Origin of the sequence: Streptomyces sp. NPDC046887 (assembly GCF_040644755.1) — a bacterium.
Classification (GTDB): Bacteria; Actinomycetota; Actinomycetes; order Streptomycetales; family Streptomycetaceae; genus Streptomyces; species Streptomyces lichenis.
The window spans coordinates 257,955-273,237 of record NZ_JBEYXH010000005.1 but is presented as its reverse complement, the minus strand read 5'-3'; the positions used below and the strand labels follow the sequence as shown (position 1 = coordinate 273,237).

The following is a 15,283-nucleotide window of genomic DNA, read 5'->3' as shown; positions in this document are numbered from 1 at the left end:
CCGGTCACCGTGGCCGAGGTCTCCGGCGGGGTGGTGTCGTCCGTCGGCGGGGCGGTCCCCCCGGCAGCCGGCCCCCTCAGGCGCCCTCGTTCAGCACGCGGGTGATCAGCTCGCGTTGGGCGTCGGTGAGTGCCGGGTCGGCGCAGTGCACGGTGTGTCCGTCCACCGCGATCGTGTAGCTGAAGCCGTCCGGGACGACGGACGGGGGCATCCGGGTGCCCTCCGCGAGGACCGCCTTGGCCAGGGCGTGCCACTCGTCCGCGTCCGGGCGGGCCGTGGTGTCCACCTCCGCCTGTCGTTCGATACCGGCGAAGCCGCCGGTGCGTGTCACTGAGATCCGCATGATTGCCGCCATGGTCGGTATCCTCCGGCGGCCCCGGCGGACCGGTCCAGTGCGCCGGGCCGCCGCCATGAGCGAGAGTCGGACGAGAGTCGAAGGTCGGACGAGAGTCGAAGGAAGGAAGATCACGATGACCTGGTCTATTCCGCAGATCACCGTCGGCGCCGAACGACGCCTTCTGGAGGTCGCCCTGGACCGCAACCGGAGCGAGTTGATCAATACGGTGCGCGGACTGTCCGAAGCGGAGTCCCGTCGGCGCCTTGTCGCGTCGCCGACGACTCCCATCGGGCTGCTCAAGCACGCCGCGGTCGCCGAACGGATCTGGTTCCAGCATGTGCTGGCCGGAGTGCCCAAGGACGCCATCGAGGGCGGGACGATCGCGGGCGACGCCAGCTTCGTCGTTGCCGACGGCGAGACCCTGGCCGAGGTGATCGCCGAGTTCGAGCGCGTCAGCGAGCGTTCACGCCTGATCGCCGGCGGCTTCGACCTCGACCACCTCACCACCCACCCCGACCTCGGTGACGTCACCCTGCGCTTCATCTACCTCCTCCTCATCGAGGACTTCGCACGGCATGCCGGCCATGGCGACATCCTCCGCGAGCAGATCAGGCCGCCCGCCGCACCCGCCGCCATGCCATAGAGGCCGCCGTCAGCCGGCCGGCCGCGGGCCGTCCGCCGTCAGTCGTCCTCCTCGGCCGGGAGGCCCACCGTGGACCAGGCCTTCACCAGCGCCTCGTCCTCCGCGCCGCCGGGGCCGAAGCGGGCTCGGGCGGCCTTCACGGTCAGCCGGGAGAAGTCCGCGAACTCGGCGTCCACCGCCAGCTCGCCGCCGGTCAGCGTGTCGTACCAGACCTGCCCGGCCCGCTCCCAGGCCGGGCCGCCGAGGGCGGTGGCGAAGAGGTAGAAGGCGTGGTTGGGGATGCCGGAGTTGATGTGGACGCCGCCGTTGTCGCTGCTGGTGCGCACATAGTCGGCCATCCGCGCGGGCTGCGGGTCCTTGCCCAGTGCCGGGTCGTCGTAGGCGGTGCCGGGCGCCTTCAGGGAGCGCAGCCCCTCCCCGGAGACGTCCGGCGCCAGGATGCCGGCGCCCACCAGCCAGTCGGCCTGCTCGGCGCTCTGGCCCAGGGCGCGCTGCTTGACCAGGGAGCCGAAGACGTCGGACACCGACTCGTTGAGCGCGCCGGACTGGCCCTGGTAGGCGAGGTCGGCGGTGTACTGGGTGAGGCCGTGGGCCAGCTCGTGGGCGATGACGTCGAGCGCGAGCGTGAAGTCGAGGAAGATCCGCCCGTCCCCGTCGCCGAAGACCATCTGGCCGCCGTTCCAGAAGGCGTTGTCGTAGTCGCGGTCGTAGTGGACCGTGGCGTTCAGCGGGAGTCCGGCGCCGTCGATGGAGTCCCGGCCGTAGACCGAGCAGAGCAGGTCGTGGGTGGCGCCGAGGCCCGCGTAGGCGCGGTTGACCGTGGCGTCCCGCAGCGGGGGCTCGCCCTCGCCGCGCACCCGGGTGCCGGGCAGCGCGGTGCGGTGCTCCGCGTCGTAGATGGTGCGCCGTGGTTCCGCGGCGGCGGCGCGGGAAGAGCCGGGCACGGGCGGCAGCGCCGGGGCCACGCCGGCCCGCCGGGCGGCCCGCAGCGCGGCGTCCCGGGCGAGGGTCCGCCGGGCGGCCTGGGCGATGTCCGCGTCCTCGGCGCTCGCCAGCCGGTCCAGGACATGCGGGGGGACGATGGTGCACAGGGTGGGGACGTGACTCTCGACGGACGGCGTCGAGGTCCCGACGTGGATGATTCGGTTCATGCACACAGCGTGACACTGTGTGGAAGAGGTGTCACCAGTGGTGACGAGTGTGCGCCACAAAGCGTGATATAGGACTAATTGACGTACCACCCCGCCGATCCCGCATACTGAAACGGCACCGCCGCTCCCCGTCCCCTCGGTTAGGCTGCTGGGCATCATGCGTTTCGGGCTGCTTCTTCTTAGCTGCCGCGGCGAGGGCCTGTAGTCGTAGGCCGACCCCCTCCCCGCGGAGTTCGGTGCTGCCAGTCGGCCGTCCTTCACGACGGAAGTCCGCGGAAGTCCTCCGCGGACGACACCCGAGGAGCCCCACGCGATGTCCCAGCCCGTAGGCCGCCCCACGCCCATCACCAACGCGGCCCACTTCCAGCAGCCGTCCGGGATGCCCATCCACAAGTACGGCCCCTACGAAGCCGTCGCCATCCCCGATCGCACCTGGCCCGAGCAGCGCATCACCAAGGCCCCGAGGTGGCTCTCCACCGACCTGCGGGACGGCAACCAGGCCCTGATCGACCCGATGAGCCCGGCCCGCAAGCGGGAGATGTTCGACCTGCTGGTGCGCATGGGCTACAAGGAGATCGAGGTCGGCTTCCCGTCCTCCGGTGAGACCGACTTCCACTTCGTGCGCTCCATCATCGAGGAGGGCGCGATCCCGGAGGACGTCACCATCTCGGTGCTGACCCAGGCGCGCGAGGAGCTGATCGAGCGCACCGTGGAGTCGCTGCGCGGGGCGCACCGCGCCACCGTCCACCTGTACAACGCCACCGCCCCCACCTTCCGCCGGGTCGTCTTCCGCGGGACGAAGGAGCAGGTCAGGCAGATCGCGGTGGACGGCACCCGGCTGGTGATGGAGTACGCCGACAAGCTGCTGGGCGACGAGACCGTCTTCGGCTACCAGTACAGCCCGGAGATCTTCACCGACACCGAGCTGGACTTCGCCCTGGAGGTCTGCGAGGGCGTGATGGACGTCTGGCAGCCCGAGGAGGGCCGCGAGATCATCCTGAACCTGCCCGCCACGGTGGAGCGTTCGACCCCCTCCACGCACGCGGACCGGTTCGAGTGGATGTCCCGCAACCTGTCCCGGCGCGAGCACGTCTGCCTCTCCGTCCACCCGCACAACGACCGCGGCACGGCCGTGGCGGCGGCCGAACTGGCCATCATGGCGGGCGCCGACCGCATCGAGGGCTGCCTGTTCGGCCAGGGCGAGCGGACCGGCAACGTCGACCTGGTCACCCTGGGCATGAACCTGTTCTCCCAGGGCGTGGACCCGCAGATCGACTTCTCCCAGATCGACGAGATCCGCCGCACCAGCGAGTACTGCAACCAGATGGAGGTCCACCCGCGCCACCCCTACGCGGGCGACCTGGTCTACACCGCCTTCTCCGGCTCCCACCAGGACGCCATCAAGAAGGGCTTCGACGCGATGGAGGCCACCGCCGCCGCCGCGGGCAAGACCGTGGACGACATCGAGTGGGCCGTCCCCTACCTGCCGATCGACCCCAAGGACGTCGGCCGCTCCTACGAGGCGGTCATCCGGGTCAACTCCCAGTCCGGCAAGGGCGGCATCGCCTACGTCCTGAAGAACGACCACAAGCTGGACCTGCCGCGCCGGATGCAGATCGAGTTCTCCAGGATCATCCAGGCCAAGACCGACGCCGAGGGCGGCGAGGTCACCCCGACGGCCATCTGGTCCGTCTTCCAGGACGAGTACCTGCCCAACCCCCACAACGCCTGGGGACGCATCCAGCTGCGCTCCGGCCAGACCACCACCGACAAGGACGGTACGGACACCCTGACCGTCGAGGCGGTCGTGGACGGCGCCGACACCGTGCTGACCGGCACCGGCAACGGCCCCATCTCGGCCTTCTTCGACGCCCTGCAGTCCATCGGCATCGACGTACGGCTGCTGGACTACCAGGAGCACACCATGAGCGAAGGCGCCTCCGCGCAGGCCGCCTCGTACATCGAGTGCGCCATCGACGGCCAGGTGCTGTGGGGCATCGGCATCGACGCCAACACCACCCGCGCCTCCCTGAAGGCGGTCATCTCCGCCGTCAACCGCGCCGCACGCTGACGGCCCCCGGACGACCGGACGACGAAGGCCGCCGGCCGGTACGGGGGGCCGCCCCGGTACCGGCCGCCGGCCCTGCCCCACGGGTGCTGATCCGGCGGTTGGAGCAGGTGCGGCAGGGGTACGAACCGACGGCGACCGCGACCCTGCGCTGATCCACTCCCGGCCCCTCCCGGCCCGGGGCGCGGATGCGGAGGGCGAGGTTCGGCCAATGTCGGTGGCGATGTCTCGCCGAGGTGCTGACGGCACCTGACCGATGTGGCTAACATCACGCCAACGCGGCAGAGTGGCCGACGCTTCTGGGAGGTGCGACGTGCTGCCCGCACGAGGATCACATACACGAAGAGTGCACATCTGGTCCGTCTCGACCTCGTGGAACACCGTCGGCGACGGCGAGTTCTTCTGCCCCGGCTGCGGTGGCGACCGCAACTACCGGCGCCGCACGGGCCGTCGGCGGCTCACCCTTTTCGGTGTTCCCACCCTGCCGCGCGGTGAGACCGGCCCGGTCGTGGAATGCGCCGCCTGCCACGGGCACTTCTCCACCGAGGCGCTCGACCACCCGACCACCGCGCGCTTCTCGGCCATGCTGCGGGACGCCGTGCACACCGTCGCGCTCGCCGTCCTCGCCGCCGGCGGCACCTCCTCCGACGCCGCGCTGCGGACCGCGGTGCACGCCGTCCGGACCGCCGGGTACGAGGACTGCACCGCCGACAGCCTCACCTCCCTGATCGCCGCCCTGGAGGCGGACACCGGCCGCTTCCTCGCCGGGACCGAGGCCGCCCCGTGCGGCGCCGCGCTCGCCATCGAGCTGCACGAGGCGCTGGAGCCGCTCACCGGGCACCTCGCACCCGCCGGACGGGAGTCGATCCTCTTCACCGGCGCCCGGATCGCCCTCGCCGACGGCGCCTACACCGAGGACGAGCGCGACGTCCTGGTCACCGTGGGCAGCGCGCTGCGGCTCTGCACCGACGAGACCGCCCGCCTGCTGGAGGCCGCCCAGGCGCCGCTCTAGGAAAGGGCGGGGTGTGGCCGTCCAGAGTGGCGGGATCGCGATATCCGTGGGCGGGCCACGGCGTACCGAACGCCGTTGCGGCGGCACTACGTTCGGCTCATGGAAGAGATCAGCTACCAGTCGGCCGACGACTGCACCCTGCACGCCGCCATCACCGGAGAGGGTCAGGCCCTGGTCCTTCTGCATGCCGGCGGCCCTGACCACCAGAGCATGCTTCCTCTGGCCGAACGGCTCGCCGATCGCTTCTCGGTCGTCCTGCCCGATCTGCGAGGCTACGGCCGGTCGGTCTGCACGGACCCGGCGTGCTATTCGTGGGCCCGGTATGTCGAGGATGTGATGCGGCTCTTGGACCACATCGGCCGCTCCAGTGCCGTACTCGCCGGCGCGGGCCTGGGCTCCACGATCACACTTCGGACGGCGGCCGCACACCCCGAGCGGGTCCGGGCGGCCGTGCTCATCGGCGTCGAGGACATCGAGGACGACGAGGCCAAGAAGGCCGAGATCCGCTTCCTCGACGCGTTCGCCGCCCGCGTCGAAGCACACGGCATCGAGGCGGGTTGGGAGCCCATCCTCGCCGGTCTCCCTCCCGTCGTCGGCACCATGGTGCGCGACGCCATCCCGCGATCGGACCCCGCCAGCATCGTGGCCGCAGCCGCCATCGGCCATGACCGTTCCTTCCGGAGCGTCGACGAACTCGCGACGATCAGCACGCCGACTCTCGTCTTCCCGGGCACCGACCCGCGCCACCCCACCGCTCTCGCCGAAGCGGCCGCCGCTGCCCTCCCCAACGGACAGCTGGCCGCGATCCCGATCGGCGACGAGCTGCGCACGGCCACGGACCTCGCCCGCGCCACCGCCCCCGCCATCCGGGAGTTCCTGACCGGATTGTTCCCGCCCGTGGCAACGAGCGTCCCGCGCAACGCCGTTGCGTCCGCTGATCACCCCGGCTAGGTTGACGCCATGACTGCCGGGTCGGCCTGTACGGGCCGTTCACAGACAGGGCTCCCGGCCTCGGCGTGATGCCGGGGCGGGGCCGGGCCCCGCCACCACCGCTTTCTCCTCCGTGTGTCCGCACACGCGCGTACGACATCCACGCGCTCACCGAGAGAAAGCGACGACTTGCCGAACAACCCTGCCCCGAACGACTTCAACGCCGCCGTGATCGCGGAGTTCCGCGCCCACCAGGGGCGCGTCGGAGGCTACTTCGAGGGAGCCCGGCTCCTGCTGCTCACCACCACCGGCGCCCGCTCCGGCCGCCCCCACACCACCCCCCTCGGCTACTACCCCGACGGCGACGGCCGGGTCCTGGTCATCGCCTCCGCGGCCGGCGCGCCCCGCCACCCCGCCTGGTTCCACAACCTGCGCGCCCACCCCCGGGTGACCGTGGAGGCCGGGGTCTTCGTGTACGAGGCCGAGGCCACCGTCCTCGCGGGTGAGGAGCGCGACGAGGCGTTCGCCCGCGCGGTGGAGGATGACGAGGGCTGGGCCGCGTACCAGGCGAAGACCACCCGGGTGATCCCCGTGGTGGCGCTCACCGAGATCCCCGGCCCGCCGAACTTCTCCACCGCCACCTTCGCCGAGGCCTTCACCGGCATCCACGACGGCTTCCGGCGGGAGCTGGAGCTGATCCGCCGCGAGATAGCGGAGAAGGGCACGGCCGGGCTCGGGGCCCAGCTGCGCGTCAACTGCCTCACCTTCTGCCGGGGCATGCACCACCACCACACCGGCGAGGACGGCATGATGTTCCCCGCCCTCGCCCGGCAGCACCCCCACCTCGCCCCCGTACTGGACCGCCTCGGCACCGAGCACCAGCGGCTCGCCGCCCTGCTGGCCGAGCTGGAGCACACCGTCTCGGCGCCGGACGCCGACCCGGCGGCGGTGCTACGGGAGGTGGAGCGGCTGACCGCCGAGGTGGAGGCGCATCTGCGGTACGAGGAGGAGCAGCTGCTGCCGCTGCTGAGCCGCCCCGCGACGGGCGCCTGACGGAAGCCCGCAGGCCCCTGACGCAGGGCCCCGGGCCGGCCTCAGAGGGGCTGGTCCGGCCAGCCCAGCAGGCGGGCGCCGATGACGGCGGTCTGGAGGGTGTAGCGGTCGACCGGGTCCGAGGGATCGGCCCCGGTCAGCCGGTGGATGCGCTCCAGCCGGTACGTCATGGCGCGGACGCTCAGGGAGAGCCGGCGCGCGGCCTCGGCGGCCACGCAGCCGCTGTCGAAGTACGCCATGAGGGTGTCCACCAGCGGCCTGGCCCCGCCCCGGGCCTCCTGGAGTGGCCCCAGCACGGTGCGCACCAGGTCGGCCATGGCCCCCCGGTCGCGCGCCAGCACCGGGTAGACCAGCAGGTCGGCGGCGTGCAGCACCGGGTCGTCCAGCCCCATCCGGGCGGCGAACTCCAGGGCGTTCAGCGCCTCCTCGTAGGACTGGACCACCCCGCCGACACCCGGGTGCGCCCGGCCGATCGCCACCCGGCCGCCCTCCGTCGCGCCATACGCCTGCTTGGCGAAGTGGCGCAGGAACTCACCCTGGTCGCCCGGGGCCACGCAGATCAGCCGGCCGTTCTTGGTGGTCAGCAGGATGCGGCGGTGCCCGAACCGGGCGATCAGCGCCGACTCGACGCCCCGGGTGACCGCCGAGCCGTCCTCGTACGGCTCCGGGCCCTCCGCCACCGCGACCGCGTGGGCGTGGGACAGCAGCAGCCCGAACCGCTCCGCCCGCTCGGCCAGCCGCCCGGTGTCGCTGCGGCCGTGCAGCAGGTCGTCCACGAACTCCCGCCGCGCCGCCTCCTCCTTGCGGATGGCCAGCCGCTGCGCCCGCTCGTGCCCCTCGGCGAAGGCGTCCACCGCCTGGGACACGGCGATGAGCAGATGGTCGGCGGCGGCGCCCGTCAGTCCGGCCCGTACCTCCTGCGCGGCGGTCAGATGGTCCCGTACCAGCGCCCGCAGCCCCACCCCGGCCTCGGCGGCCCGCTCGCCCTGCGCCCGCAGCGCCGCCAGCTCGTCCCGGCTGAGCCGGCGGCCGGTGGCGCAGGTGTCGGTGAGGATCCGCGCGTACCCCTCCACCAGGTGTCCGTGCCCGGCCCGCTGCTGCTCCGTCATGGCCCTCCCCGCCTCCTTGCCCGCCGTCCTCGGCATCAAGGCAGCGTAAAGACTGCCGGAGGTCGGCAGTGTGGGCGGGGGTGGGCCTCTGCCAGGATTGGGGTGCGCCGACGGCAGCCTACGGGGGTGGCTGCCGGACTCCGGAAGCGCGGCCCGCCGGGCCGACGGCCGCCGGTAGCGCGGACGACGGCGGGGCCGTACCGGAAGTCCCTCCGGTGCGGCCCCGCCGTCATGTCATGACCGTCCTACAACGGCCTTGTTGGGCTCAGGCCCCGGTCCCTGTCCCGGTCTCGGTGCCCGCCTCGGCTACGGCGGCGGCCACGGCGGCCTTCAGCTGGGCCGGGTCGGCGCTGGCGTCCAGCATGCCCTGACGCTCGACGATCTTCACCCGCTCGCGGCCCTGCAACGCGCCCAGCGCCTTCTCCGCCGCGTCCAGCCGGTACCAGCCATCCCAGGTGGTGTAGTGCACGCCTTTGCCCGCCAGGAAGTCCACCACCGCGTCCTCCTCCGGAGCGCGCGGGGTGAGGAGGCGACCCTCGGCGAAGTCCGCCAGCAGGTTGCCGATGGTCTCGTTGGCGTCGCCCTTGGTGTGGCCGATCAGGCCGACCGGCCCACGGCGGATCCAGCCCGTGACATAGGTGGACGGCATCGGCTGGCCGCCCTCCTCGATCACCCGGCCGCCGGCGTCCGGCACCGTGCCCGTGGCCACGTCCCAGGGCAGCTTGACCAGCTCGTCGGAGAGGTAGCCGACCGCCCGGTAGACGGCCTGCACGTCCCAGGTGGTGAACTCGCCGGTGCCCTTGACGTTGCCGGTGCCGTCCAGCTCGGTGCGCTCGGTGCGCAGCCCGGTGACCTTGCCGTCCTCGCCGACGATCTCCGTCGGGGACTCGAAGAAGTGCAGGAACAGCTTGTGCGGCCGGTCGCCGACGTCCCGGATCGCCCAGTTCTCCAGCGTCTTGGCGACCATGTCGGTCTGCTTGTTGGACCGGCGCTGCTCGATCGAGCCGTCGTCGTAGTCGATGTCCTCGGGGTTGACGATGACCTCGATGTTCGGCGAGTGGTCCAGCTCGCGCAGCTCCATCGGCGAGAACTTCGCCTGCGCGGGCCCGCGTCGCCCGAAGACGTGCACCTCCAGCGCCTTGTTCTGCTTCAGGCCCTCGTAGACGTTGGCCGGGATCTCGGTCGGCAGCAGCTCGTCCGCCGTCTTCGCCAGCACCCGCGCGATGTCCAGCGCCACGTTGCCCACGCCCAGCACGGCGACCTTCTCGGCCTCCAGCGGCCAGGTGCGCGGCACGTCCGGGTGGCCGTCGTACCAGGAGACGAAGTCCGCCGCGCCGTAGGAGCCGTCCAGCTCCACACCGGGGATCTTCAGCTCGCGGTCGGCGGTCGCGCCGGTGGAGAACACCACGGCGTCGTAGAACGCGCGCAGGTCGTCCAGCGAGACGTCCTTGCCGTAGTCCACGTTGCCGAACAGCCGGATCTGCGGCTTGTCCAGCACCTGGTGCAGCGCGGTGATGATGCCCTTGATCCGCGGGTGGTCCGGCGCGACGCCGTACCGGATCAGGCCGAACGGCGCGGGCATCCGCTCGAAGAGGTCGATCGACACACCGGGGTCGGCGGCGGCGTCGGACTTCAGCAGGGCGTCGGCGGCGTAGATCCCGGCGGGGCCGGCTCCGACGATCGCGACCCGCAGGGGGCGGGGCATGGCGGATTCCCTTCGAGCGAGGAGAGAGCGAGTGACGTACGTGCTCGCGTGCCAGCCTAAGTAAGGGCGCCCTCACCTCAGCACCCGCCCCCGGTCTATGACCCCATAAGCGCGTTTTATGGCCGCTGCCTGTGATGGCGGCGGAAGTGACGGGGGAGGAGGGGGTGGCCGGGCGGGTGATCAATACTCGCGCCGCCGCGCCGCACGCGCCACGCTGGAACCATGAGTACCACCCGCATGCTGAACAGCTCCGTCGTCGGCATGCTGCCGTGGATGGTGTTCTCCCTGGTCAGCGGCCCAGGACGGTACGGGTACGGGGTCGTCGCGGCCCTCGTCGCCGCCCTCGCGCTGCTCGCCCTGCGCCGCGCCACCCGCCACGACGCCTCCATGGGCGTCACCGAACCGACCGCCATCGCGGTCTTCACGGCACTGGGCGTCCTCGGCCTCACCGCGCCGCAGTCGATGCAGCGATGGCTGGAGAGCTACGCCGGAGAAGTGACCAACCTCACCGTGGTGGCGCTCTGTCTGGCGTCCCTGGCGGTCCGCGCGCCCCTCACGCTCCCCTACGCGCGCCAGAAGTGCGACCGCGAGTTGTGGCGCGAGCCGGACTTCCTCCGTACCAACAAGGTGATCACCGCCTCCTGGGCGCTGGCCTTCCTGGCCGCCGCCGTCGCGGGCGCCTGCGGCGACCTGATATTGCACAACCCGGACAACCTCTGGTCGTCCTGGCTCGTGCAGGCCGCCGCGTTCGTGACCGCCGCGCGCTTCACCGAGTGGTACCCGGCCGTCGCCCGCGCCCGGATGGGCACGGGGGAGCACGAGCCGCCGGTACGGAGCCTGCTCGCCCCGTTCGTCGCCCTGCTGATCCCCGCCGGCATCCTGAGCCTGGTCTTCGACGGCGGCCCGCGCTACTTCAGCGTGGGCCTGATCGTCGTCGGCGTGGTCCTCGCCCGCGCCCTCCGCAAGGACGCGGGCCTACGGGAGGAGGCGGCCCGGCGGCAGTTGCGCTGACGCCCCCCGGAAACGGGTCAGACGCGGGCGTCCGCCGCCGCCAGTCCGACGAACGCCGACCAGGCACCGGCGCCGACGACGATGACGGGGCCCTCGGTGACCTTGCTGTCCCGGACCGGGACGACACCGGGAAGGCCGTCGCGGACTTCGAGGCAGTTGCCGCCCTCACCGTTGCTGTAGGTGCTCTTGCGCCAGGGGGCGGCCCCGCTGAAGCCGTACGCCACTTCGAGGCAGTCGCCGCCCTCACCGTTGCTGTAGGAGCTCTTGGTCCAACGGGCGGTGCTCAGGTCGTACGCGCGCATCGTCTGTAGTCCTCCGCCGCCGAGTCGATCAGGGCGAGGGACGCCGCCGGCGACAACGCGGCAACCCTCAACAGATCGTAGGCACGTTGGGCCCGCTTCACCACCTCCGGATCGTCCAGCAGCATCCCGGAGAACGCAGTCTCGGTGTAGCCCGCCGGGGGTGCGTTCTCGAACTCCAGGAGCTTCAGCGAGCCCGTCATGGAGGCATGCGCCCCGGCCGCGTACGGGACGACCGTCACGAGCACCTCACCGGCCCGCACCCGGGCCGCGATCTGCTCCAGCTGCTCGGCCATCACCGCCGGGCCGCCGACCTCCACCCGGAGCACGTTCTCGTGCAGGATCACCCAGTACTCGGGCCGGGTGGGGCCCGCCATGATCTGCGACCGCTCCATCCGCGAGGCCACCGTCTCCTCGACGTACTCCTGGGTGACGAAGGGATTGGCCGCGATGGTCACCGCCCGCGCGTACTCGGCGGTCTGGAGCAGTCCGGGCACGACGGTCGGGGCGAACTCGCAAAGCTTCGTCGCCAGCGTCTCCAAGTGCGCGACGTGCTTGAAATACTGGGCGTACGGCAGCATCTCGATGAGGTTGCGGTACACCCGCTCGAAAATACCGTCGGTTTGCAGGATCGCGTCCAGCCGGATGGACAGGTCCAACTGCGGGCGTCGAAACGCCGTTTCGAGCTGGCCGATGTAGGCCCCGGAGACGAACACCTTCTTGCCCAGCTCGTCCTGGGTCCAGCCGAGCGCGTCCCGGCGTTCCTTCAGCTCGTCGCCCCAGAACTTCCAGGTCGCCAGTTTCGGTTCCTTGCTTCCTTTGGCCATGGATTAACTCCCGTGTCCTGCCGTGCTGTTGTTGTCCACCCCCATCTGCCGATGTTACGGAAACAGCGTCACCCTGGTGGCCGTAAGCGAGAAATGAACGGCGAAAGGGCAACGTTGTGGAGAAGGCAAGCGAGTGGGCGTCCGAGGAGACCGGCATCCGGGAAGCGGTGGCAGCGGTGACGGAATTGCGCGCGGCACTGGAAAGGGCCGGGATCGCGCTGCCGTCGCTCGGTGTCGACCCCGTCACCTGTGCCGCCTCGTACGGGCGCCCGCTCGTGGAACTGGGACGTTGCACGGCGGAGACGGCGCGCCTGCTGGCCGCCGCCCTGCCGGGGAAAGGGGCCGATCGTGAGCCTGCATCCTGAGACCGGAGGCTGTCTTCTGCCGGCCGGGGCGTATGTGGTGGAGGTCCGTACCGGGCGCGTGGCCAGACTGATGGGCCAGGTCGGGCCGTACGTCCAGCTGCGGCCGCTCGGCGGGGGCCGGGAGTGGGACTGCCCGCCGGACGGGGTGCGCCGGGCGACCGACGCCGAGCGGATCAGCGCGGCGACCGCGTATGTGAACGCGCGGAGCCGGGGCGAGGTGCCGTAGTACGGGAGCGGGGGCCCCGCCCCCGTACCCGGTGGCGTCCGCGTACGGGAGAATGGGCTCCATGACCCTGTTCCGCGACGACGGCATCGTGCTGCGCACCCAGAAGCTGGGTGAGGCGGACCGCATCATCACCCTCCTCACCCGGGCGCACGGCCGGGTGAGGGCGGTGGCGCGGGGGGTGCGGCGGACCAAGTCGAAGTTCGGGGCGCGGCTGGAGCCGTTCAGCCACGTCGATGTGCAGTTCTTCGCCCGGGGCAGCGAGCTGGTGGGGCGAGGGCTGCCGCTGTGTACGCAGAGTGAGACCATCGCGCCCTACGGCGGCGGGATCGTCACCGACTACGCTCGCTACACCGCCGGGACGGCCATGCTGGAGACGGCGGAGCGGTTCACCGACCACGAGGGGGAGCCCGCCGTCCAGCAGTACCTGCTGCTGGTGGGCGGGCTGCGGACGCTGGCCCGGGGCGAGCACGCCCCGCACCTCATCCTGGACGCGTTCCTGCTGCGCTCGCTCGCGGTCAACGGCTACGCGCCCTCGTTCGACGACTGCGCGCGGTGCGGGCTGCCGGGGCCGAACCGGTTCTTCTCGGTCGGCGCGGGCGGGGTGATCTGCGGCGACTGCCGCGTACCCGGCAGCGTCGTACCCTCTGCGGAGGCCGTCGGGCTGCTCAGCGCGCTGCTGACCGGCGACTGGGCGACGGCCGACGCGTGCGAGCCCCGGCACGTCCGGGAGGGCAGCGGACTGGTCTCGGCCTATCTGCACTGGCACCTGGAGCGCGGGCTGCGCTCGCTGCGCTACGTGGAGAAGTGACGTCAGCGATGTCAGTGACGCAAGTGACGCAAGTGACGACAGCAATGCATGTGCAGTGGATGACGAGGAGTGTGTGACCCGCATGGCACGACGCGGATTCCTGGGGCGGTCCCGACGCGACTACCAGGACCCCGAGCCGCATCCGTCCGGCGCCCGGCCGCCCCGGATCCCCGCCGAGCTGGTGCCGCAGCATGTGGCGGTCGTCATGGACGGCAACGGCCGCTGGGCCAAGGAGCGGGGCCTGCCGCGTACCGAGGGGCACAAGGTCGGTGAGGGCGTCGTGCTGGACGTGCTCAAGGGCTGCATCGAGATGGGCGTGAAGAACCTCTCCCTCTACGCCTTCTCCACCGAGAACTGGAAGCGGTCGCCGGAGGAGGTGCGCTTCCTGATGAACTTCAACCGGGACGTCATCCGCCGCCGCCGGGACGAGATGGACGCGCTGGGCATCCGCATCCGCTGGGTGGGCCGGATGCCGAAGATGTGGAAGTCGGTCGTCCAGGAGCTCCAGATCGCCCAGGAGCAGACCAAGGACAACGACCGGATGACGCTGTACTTCTGCGTCAACTACGGCGGCCGGGCCGAGATCGCGGACGCGGCGAAGCGGATCGCCGAGGAGGTCGCGGCGGGGCGGCTGGACCCGTCCAAGGTCAACGAGAAGACCTTCCAGAAGTACCTCTACTACCCGGACATGCCGGATGTGGACGTCTTCCTGCGGCCCAGCGGCGAGCAGCGGACCTCCAACTACCTGATCTGGCAGTCCAGCTACGCGGAGATGGTGTTCCAGGACGTGCTGTGGCCGGACTTCGACCGGCGCGACCTGTGGCGGGCCTGCCTGGAGTACGCCCAGCGCGACCGCCGCTTCGGCGGGGCGATCCCCAACGAGGATCAGCAGCTGACGAAGTAGGGCCCAGGGTCAGAAGGGGGCGGCGGTGAGCAGGAGCGGCGTGCGGACGCCGAGCCCCGCGCCGAGGTCGGCGACCACCGCCCCCAGCCAGCCGACCGCGTCCGGCGACCACTCCGCCAGGGTGCCGGTCAGCCGCAGCTCGTGCAGCGGCGGACCGTTCCAGAAGGTGTCGTCGAACGGGGTGGCCACGGCGGCCTCCGGACCCGTGACCGTTTCGGCCGCCGACAGCGGTACGAAGGCCCCCTCGCAGACCTCGGTGAGCCGGTCGGCGAGCACAGCGGCGGCCTCGGCGGCCATCGGGGACCGCCCGCTGTTGATCCGCACCGCCACCCGCGTCCGGGTCCCCGGGTCGCCCTCCCGCAGCCACTGGCCGGTCTGGGCGGCGGGCACGGGGGAGTGGCGCGGCCGGCGTGCCGGGTCGATGCCCTGCACCGGGAGAAGGAGCTGTACGGCGTCGAGCCGCAGCACGCCGACCCGGTCCATGGTGTCCTGGACGCAGCGCAGGAACGGCTGCACGGGCAGCGGCCGGTCGTCGGCCACGGCCTCCGCCTCGACCTGGAACCAGGAGAGCAGCCTCCGGTCGCCGGGCACCAGCGGGTGGTCCCAGCCCGCGTCGTTCATGGACCAGAGGCCGTTCGCGACTCCGGTGCCGGACCCTTCGTCCAGCCACCCCATGGCCAGTGAGCGCTGGTAGAACAGGGCGTACGCGTCGGCCTGGGAGTCTTCCGCGCCCGCCGTGCGCCAGTCGTACGGGACCAGCTCGCCGTAGAGGGCGGCGAACAGGGTCCCGGCGGTCGGACGCGACCCGGGAGCCTGCCCAGGGCGCGCCACGTCC

At 71.6% G+C, this 15,283-nt stretch carries 16 protein-coding genes and 1 pseudogene; 10 read left to right on the top strand and 7 right to left on the bottom strand.

Features of this window, described 5'->3' with window-relative positions; genetic code table 11:
• Positions 1–76 precede the first annotated feature (76 nt).
• Positions 77–343, bottom strand: a complete 267-nt coding sequence (locus ABZ945_RS08545) for a protealysin inhibitor emfourin (RefSeq protein WP_248632264.1) — start codon at positions 341–343, stop codon at positions 77–79.
• A 127-nt stretch (positions 344–470) separates the two neighbouring features.
• Here ABZ945_RS08545 and ABZ945_RS08540 point away from each other — a divergent pair, with 127 nt between their 5' ends.
• Complete coding sequence (locus ABZ945_RS08540; RefSeq protein WP_361265971.1) at positions 471–980, top strand: DinB family protein; 510 nt, start codon at positions 471–473, stop codon at positions 978–980.
• A gap of 38 nt (positions 981–1,018) precedes the next feature.
• Here the strand turns inward: ABZ945_RS08540 and ABZ945_RS08535 are convergent, their stop codons facing one another.
• Positions 1,019–2,131: a M4 family metallopeptidase gene (locus tag ABZ945_RS08535; RefSeq protein ID WP_361265968.1), complete on the bottom strand. Its 1,113-nt coding sequence runs from the start codon at positions 2,129–2,131 to the stop codon at positions 1,019–1,021.
• A 313-nt stretch (positions 2,132–2,444) separates the two neighbouring features.
• Between ABZ945_RS08535 and leuA the strand changes: the two genes are divergently transcribed.
• From leuA to ABZ945_RS08515, 4 genes are all read left to right on the top strand, one after another.
• On the top strand, positions 2,445–4,202 hold the full coding sequence (gene leuA / locus ABZ945_RS08530; RefSeq protein WP_361265965.1) for a 2-isopropylmalate synthase: 1,758 nt from the start codon (positions 2,445–2,447) through the stop codon (positions 4,200–4,202).
• Positions 4,203–4,545: 343 nt separating this feature from the next.
• Positions 4,546–5,211, top strand: a complete 666-nt coding sequence (locus ABZ945_RS08525) for a TerB family tellurite resistance protein (RefSeq protein ID WP_361265961.1) — start codon at positions 4,546–4,548, stop codon at positions 5,209–5,211.
• Positions 5,212–5,310: 99 nt separating this feature from the next.
• Positions 5,311–6,162: an alpha/beta hydrolase gene (locus tag ABZ945_RS08520; protein WP_361265958.1), complete on the top strand. Its 852-nt coding sequence runs from the start codon at positions 5,311–5,313 to the stop codon at positions 6,160–6,162.
• Between the two features lie 168 nt (positions 6,163–6,330).
• On the top strand, positions 6,331–7,194 hold the full coding sequence (locus ABZ945_RS08515) for a nitroreductase/quinone reductase family protein (RefSeq protein ID WP_361265955.1): 864 nt from the start codon (positions 6,331–6,333) through the stop codon (positions 7,192–7,194).
• 41 nt (positions 7,195–7,235) lie between these two features.
• Here the strand turns inward: ABZ945_RS08515 and ABZ945_RS08510 are convergent, their stop codons facing one another.
• Positions 7,236–8,303, bottom strand: coding sequence for a helix-turn-helix domain-containing protein (locus tag ABZ945_RS08510; RefSeq protein ID WP_361265952.1), 1,068 nt, complete (start codon positions 8,301–8,303; stop codon positions 7,236–7,238).
• Between the two features lie 358 nt (positions 8,304–8,661).
• Positions 8,662–10,008 (bottom strand): annotated as a pseudogene (locus ABZ945_RS08505) (FAD-dependent oxidoreductase); the annotation flags it as partial.
• Between the two features lie 222 nt (positions 10,009–10,230).
• On the opposite strand from ABZ945_RS08505, the gene ABZ945_RS08500 reads away from it, so the two are divergent.
• Positions 10,231–11,019 (top strand): hypothetical protein, encoded by a 789-nt coding sequence (locus tag ABZ945_RS08500; protein WP_361265949.1) that lies wholly within the window; start codon positions 10,231–10,233, stop codon positions 11,017–11,019.
• 17 nt (positions 11,020–11,036) lie between these two features.
• Here the strand turns inward: ABZ945_RS08500 and ABZ945_RS08495 are convergent, their stop codons facing one another.
• Positions 11,037–11,321: a DUF397 domain-containing protein gene (locus tag ABZ945_RS08495; RefSeq protein WP_361265946.1), complete on the bottom strand. Its 285-nt coding sequence runs from the start codon at positions 11,319–11,321 to the stop codon at positions 11,037–11,039.
• On the bottom strand, positions 11,303–12,145 hold the full coding sequence (locus ABZ945_RS08490; RefSeq protein ID WP_361265943.1) for a helix-turn-helix transcriptional regulator: 843 nt from the start codon (positions 12,143–12,145) through the stop codon (positions 11,303–11,305). Before ABZ945_RS08490 ends, ABZ945_RS08495 begins: the two co-directional genes overlap by 19 nt.
• A 116-nt stretch (positions 12,146–12,261) precedes the next feature.
• Between ABZ945_RS08490 and ABZ945_RS08485 the strand changes: the two genes are divergently transcribed.
• From ABZ945_RS08485 to ABZ945_RS08470, 4 genes are all read left to right on the top strand, one after another.
• Positions 12,262–12,510, top strand: a complete 249-nt coding sequence (locus ABZ945_RS08485) for a hypothetical protein (protein WP_361265940.1) — start codon at positions 12,262–12,264, stop codon at positions 12,508–12,510.
• A complete protein-coding gene (locus ABZ945_RS08480) occupies positions 12,494–12,736 on the top strand; it encodes a hypothetical protein (RefSeq protein ID WP_361265937.1) in 243 nt (80 codons plus the stop codon). Before ABZ945_RS08485 ends, ABZ945_RS08480 begins: the two co-directional genes overlap by 17 nt.
• Positions 12,737–12,797: 61 nt before the next feature.
• Positions 12,798–13,544 (top strand): DNA repair protein RecO, encoded by a 747-nt coding sequence (gene recO, locus ABZ945_RS08475; RefSeq protein WP_361265934.1) that lies wholly within the window; start codon positions 12,798–12,800, stop codon positions 13,542–13,544.
• Between the two features lie 82 nt (positions 13,545–13,626).
• Positions 13,627–14,448, top strand: coding sequence for an isoprenyl transferase (locus tag ABZ945_RS08470; protein ID WP_361265931.1), 822 nt, complete (start codon positions 13,627–13,629; stop codon positions 14,446–14,448).
• 9 nt (positions 14,449–14,457) lie between these two features.
• Here ABZ945_RS08470 and ABZ945_RS08465 read toward each other — a convergent pair whose 3' ends face one another.
• Positions 14,458–15,279, bottom strand: a complete 822-nt coding sequence (locus ABZ945_RS08465; RefSeq protein ID WP_361265928.1) for a hypothetical protein — start codon at positions 15,277–15,279, stop codon at positions 14,458–14,460.
• Positions 15,280–15,283: the final 4 nt, after the last annotated feature.

Coding starts and splice junctions, on each gene's coding strand:
- ABZ945_RS08545 (WP_248632264.1), bottom strand. CDS start 343: ATGCGGATCTCAGTGACACGCACCGGCGGCTTCGCCGGTATCGAACGA.
- ABZ945_RS08540 (WP_361265971.1), top strand. CDS start 471: ATGACCTGGTCTATTCCGCAGATCACCGTCGGCGCCGAACGACGCCTT.
- ABZ945_RS08535 (WP_361265968.1), bottom strand. CDS start 2,131: ATGAACCGAATCATCCACGTCGGGACCTCGACGCCGTCCGTCGAGAGT.
- leuA (WP_361265965.1), top strand. CDS start 2,445: ATGTCCCAGCCCGTAGGCCGCCCCACGCCCATCACCAACGCGGCCCAC.
- ABZ945_RS08520 (WP_361265958.1), top strand. CDS start 5,311: ATGGAAGAGATCAGCTACCAGTCGGCCGACGACTGCACCCTGCACGCC.
- ABZ945_RS08510 (WP_361265952.1), bottom strand. CDS start 8,303: ATGACGGAGCAGCAGCGGGCCGGGCACGGACACCTGGTGGAGGGGTAC.
- ABZ945_RS08500 (WP_361265949.1), top strand. CDS start 10,231: ATGAGTACCACCCGCATGCTGAACAGCTCCGTCGTCGGCATGCTGCCG.
- ABZ945_RS08495 (WP_361265946.1), bottom strand. CDS start 11,321: ATGCGCGCGTACGACCTGAGCACCGCCCGTTGGACCAAGAGCTCCTAC.
- ABZ945_RS08490 (WP_361265943.1), bottom strand. CDS start 12,145: ATGGCCAAAGGAAGCAAGGAACCGAAACTGGCGACCTGGAAGTTCTGG.
- recO (WP_361265934.1), top strand. CDS start 12,798: ATGACCCTGTTCCGCGACGACGGCATCGTGCTGCGCACCCAGAAGCTG.
- ABZ945_RS08470 (WP_361265931.1), top strand. CDS start 13,627: ATGGCACGACGCGGATTCCTGGGGCGGTCCCGACGCGACTACCAGGAC.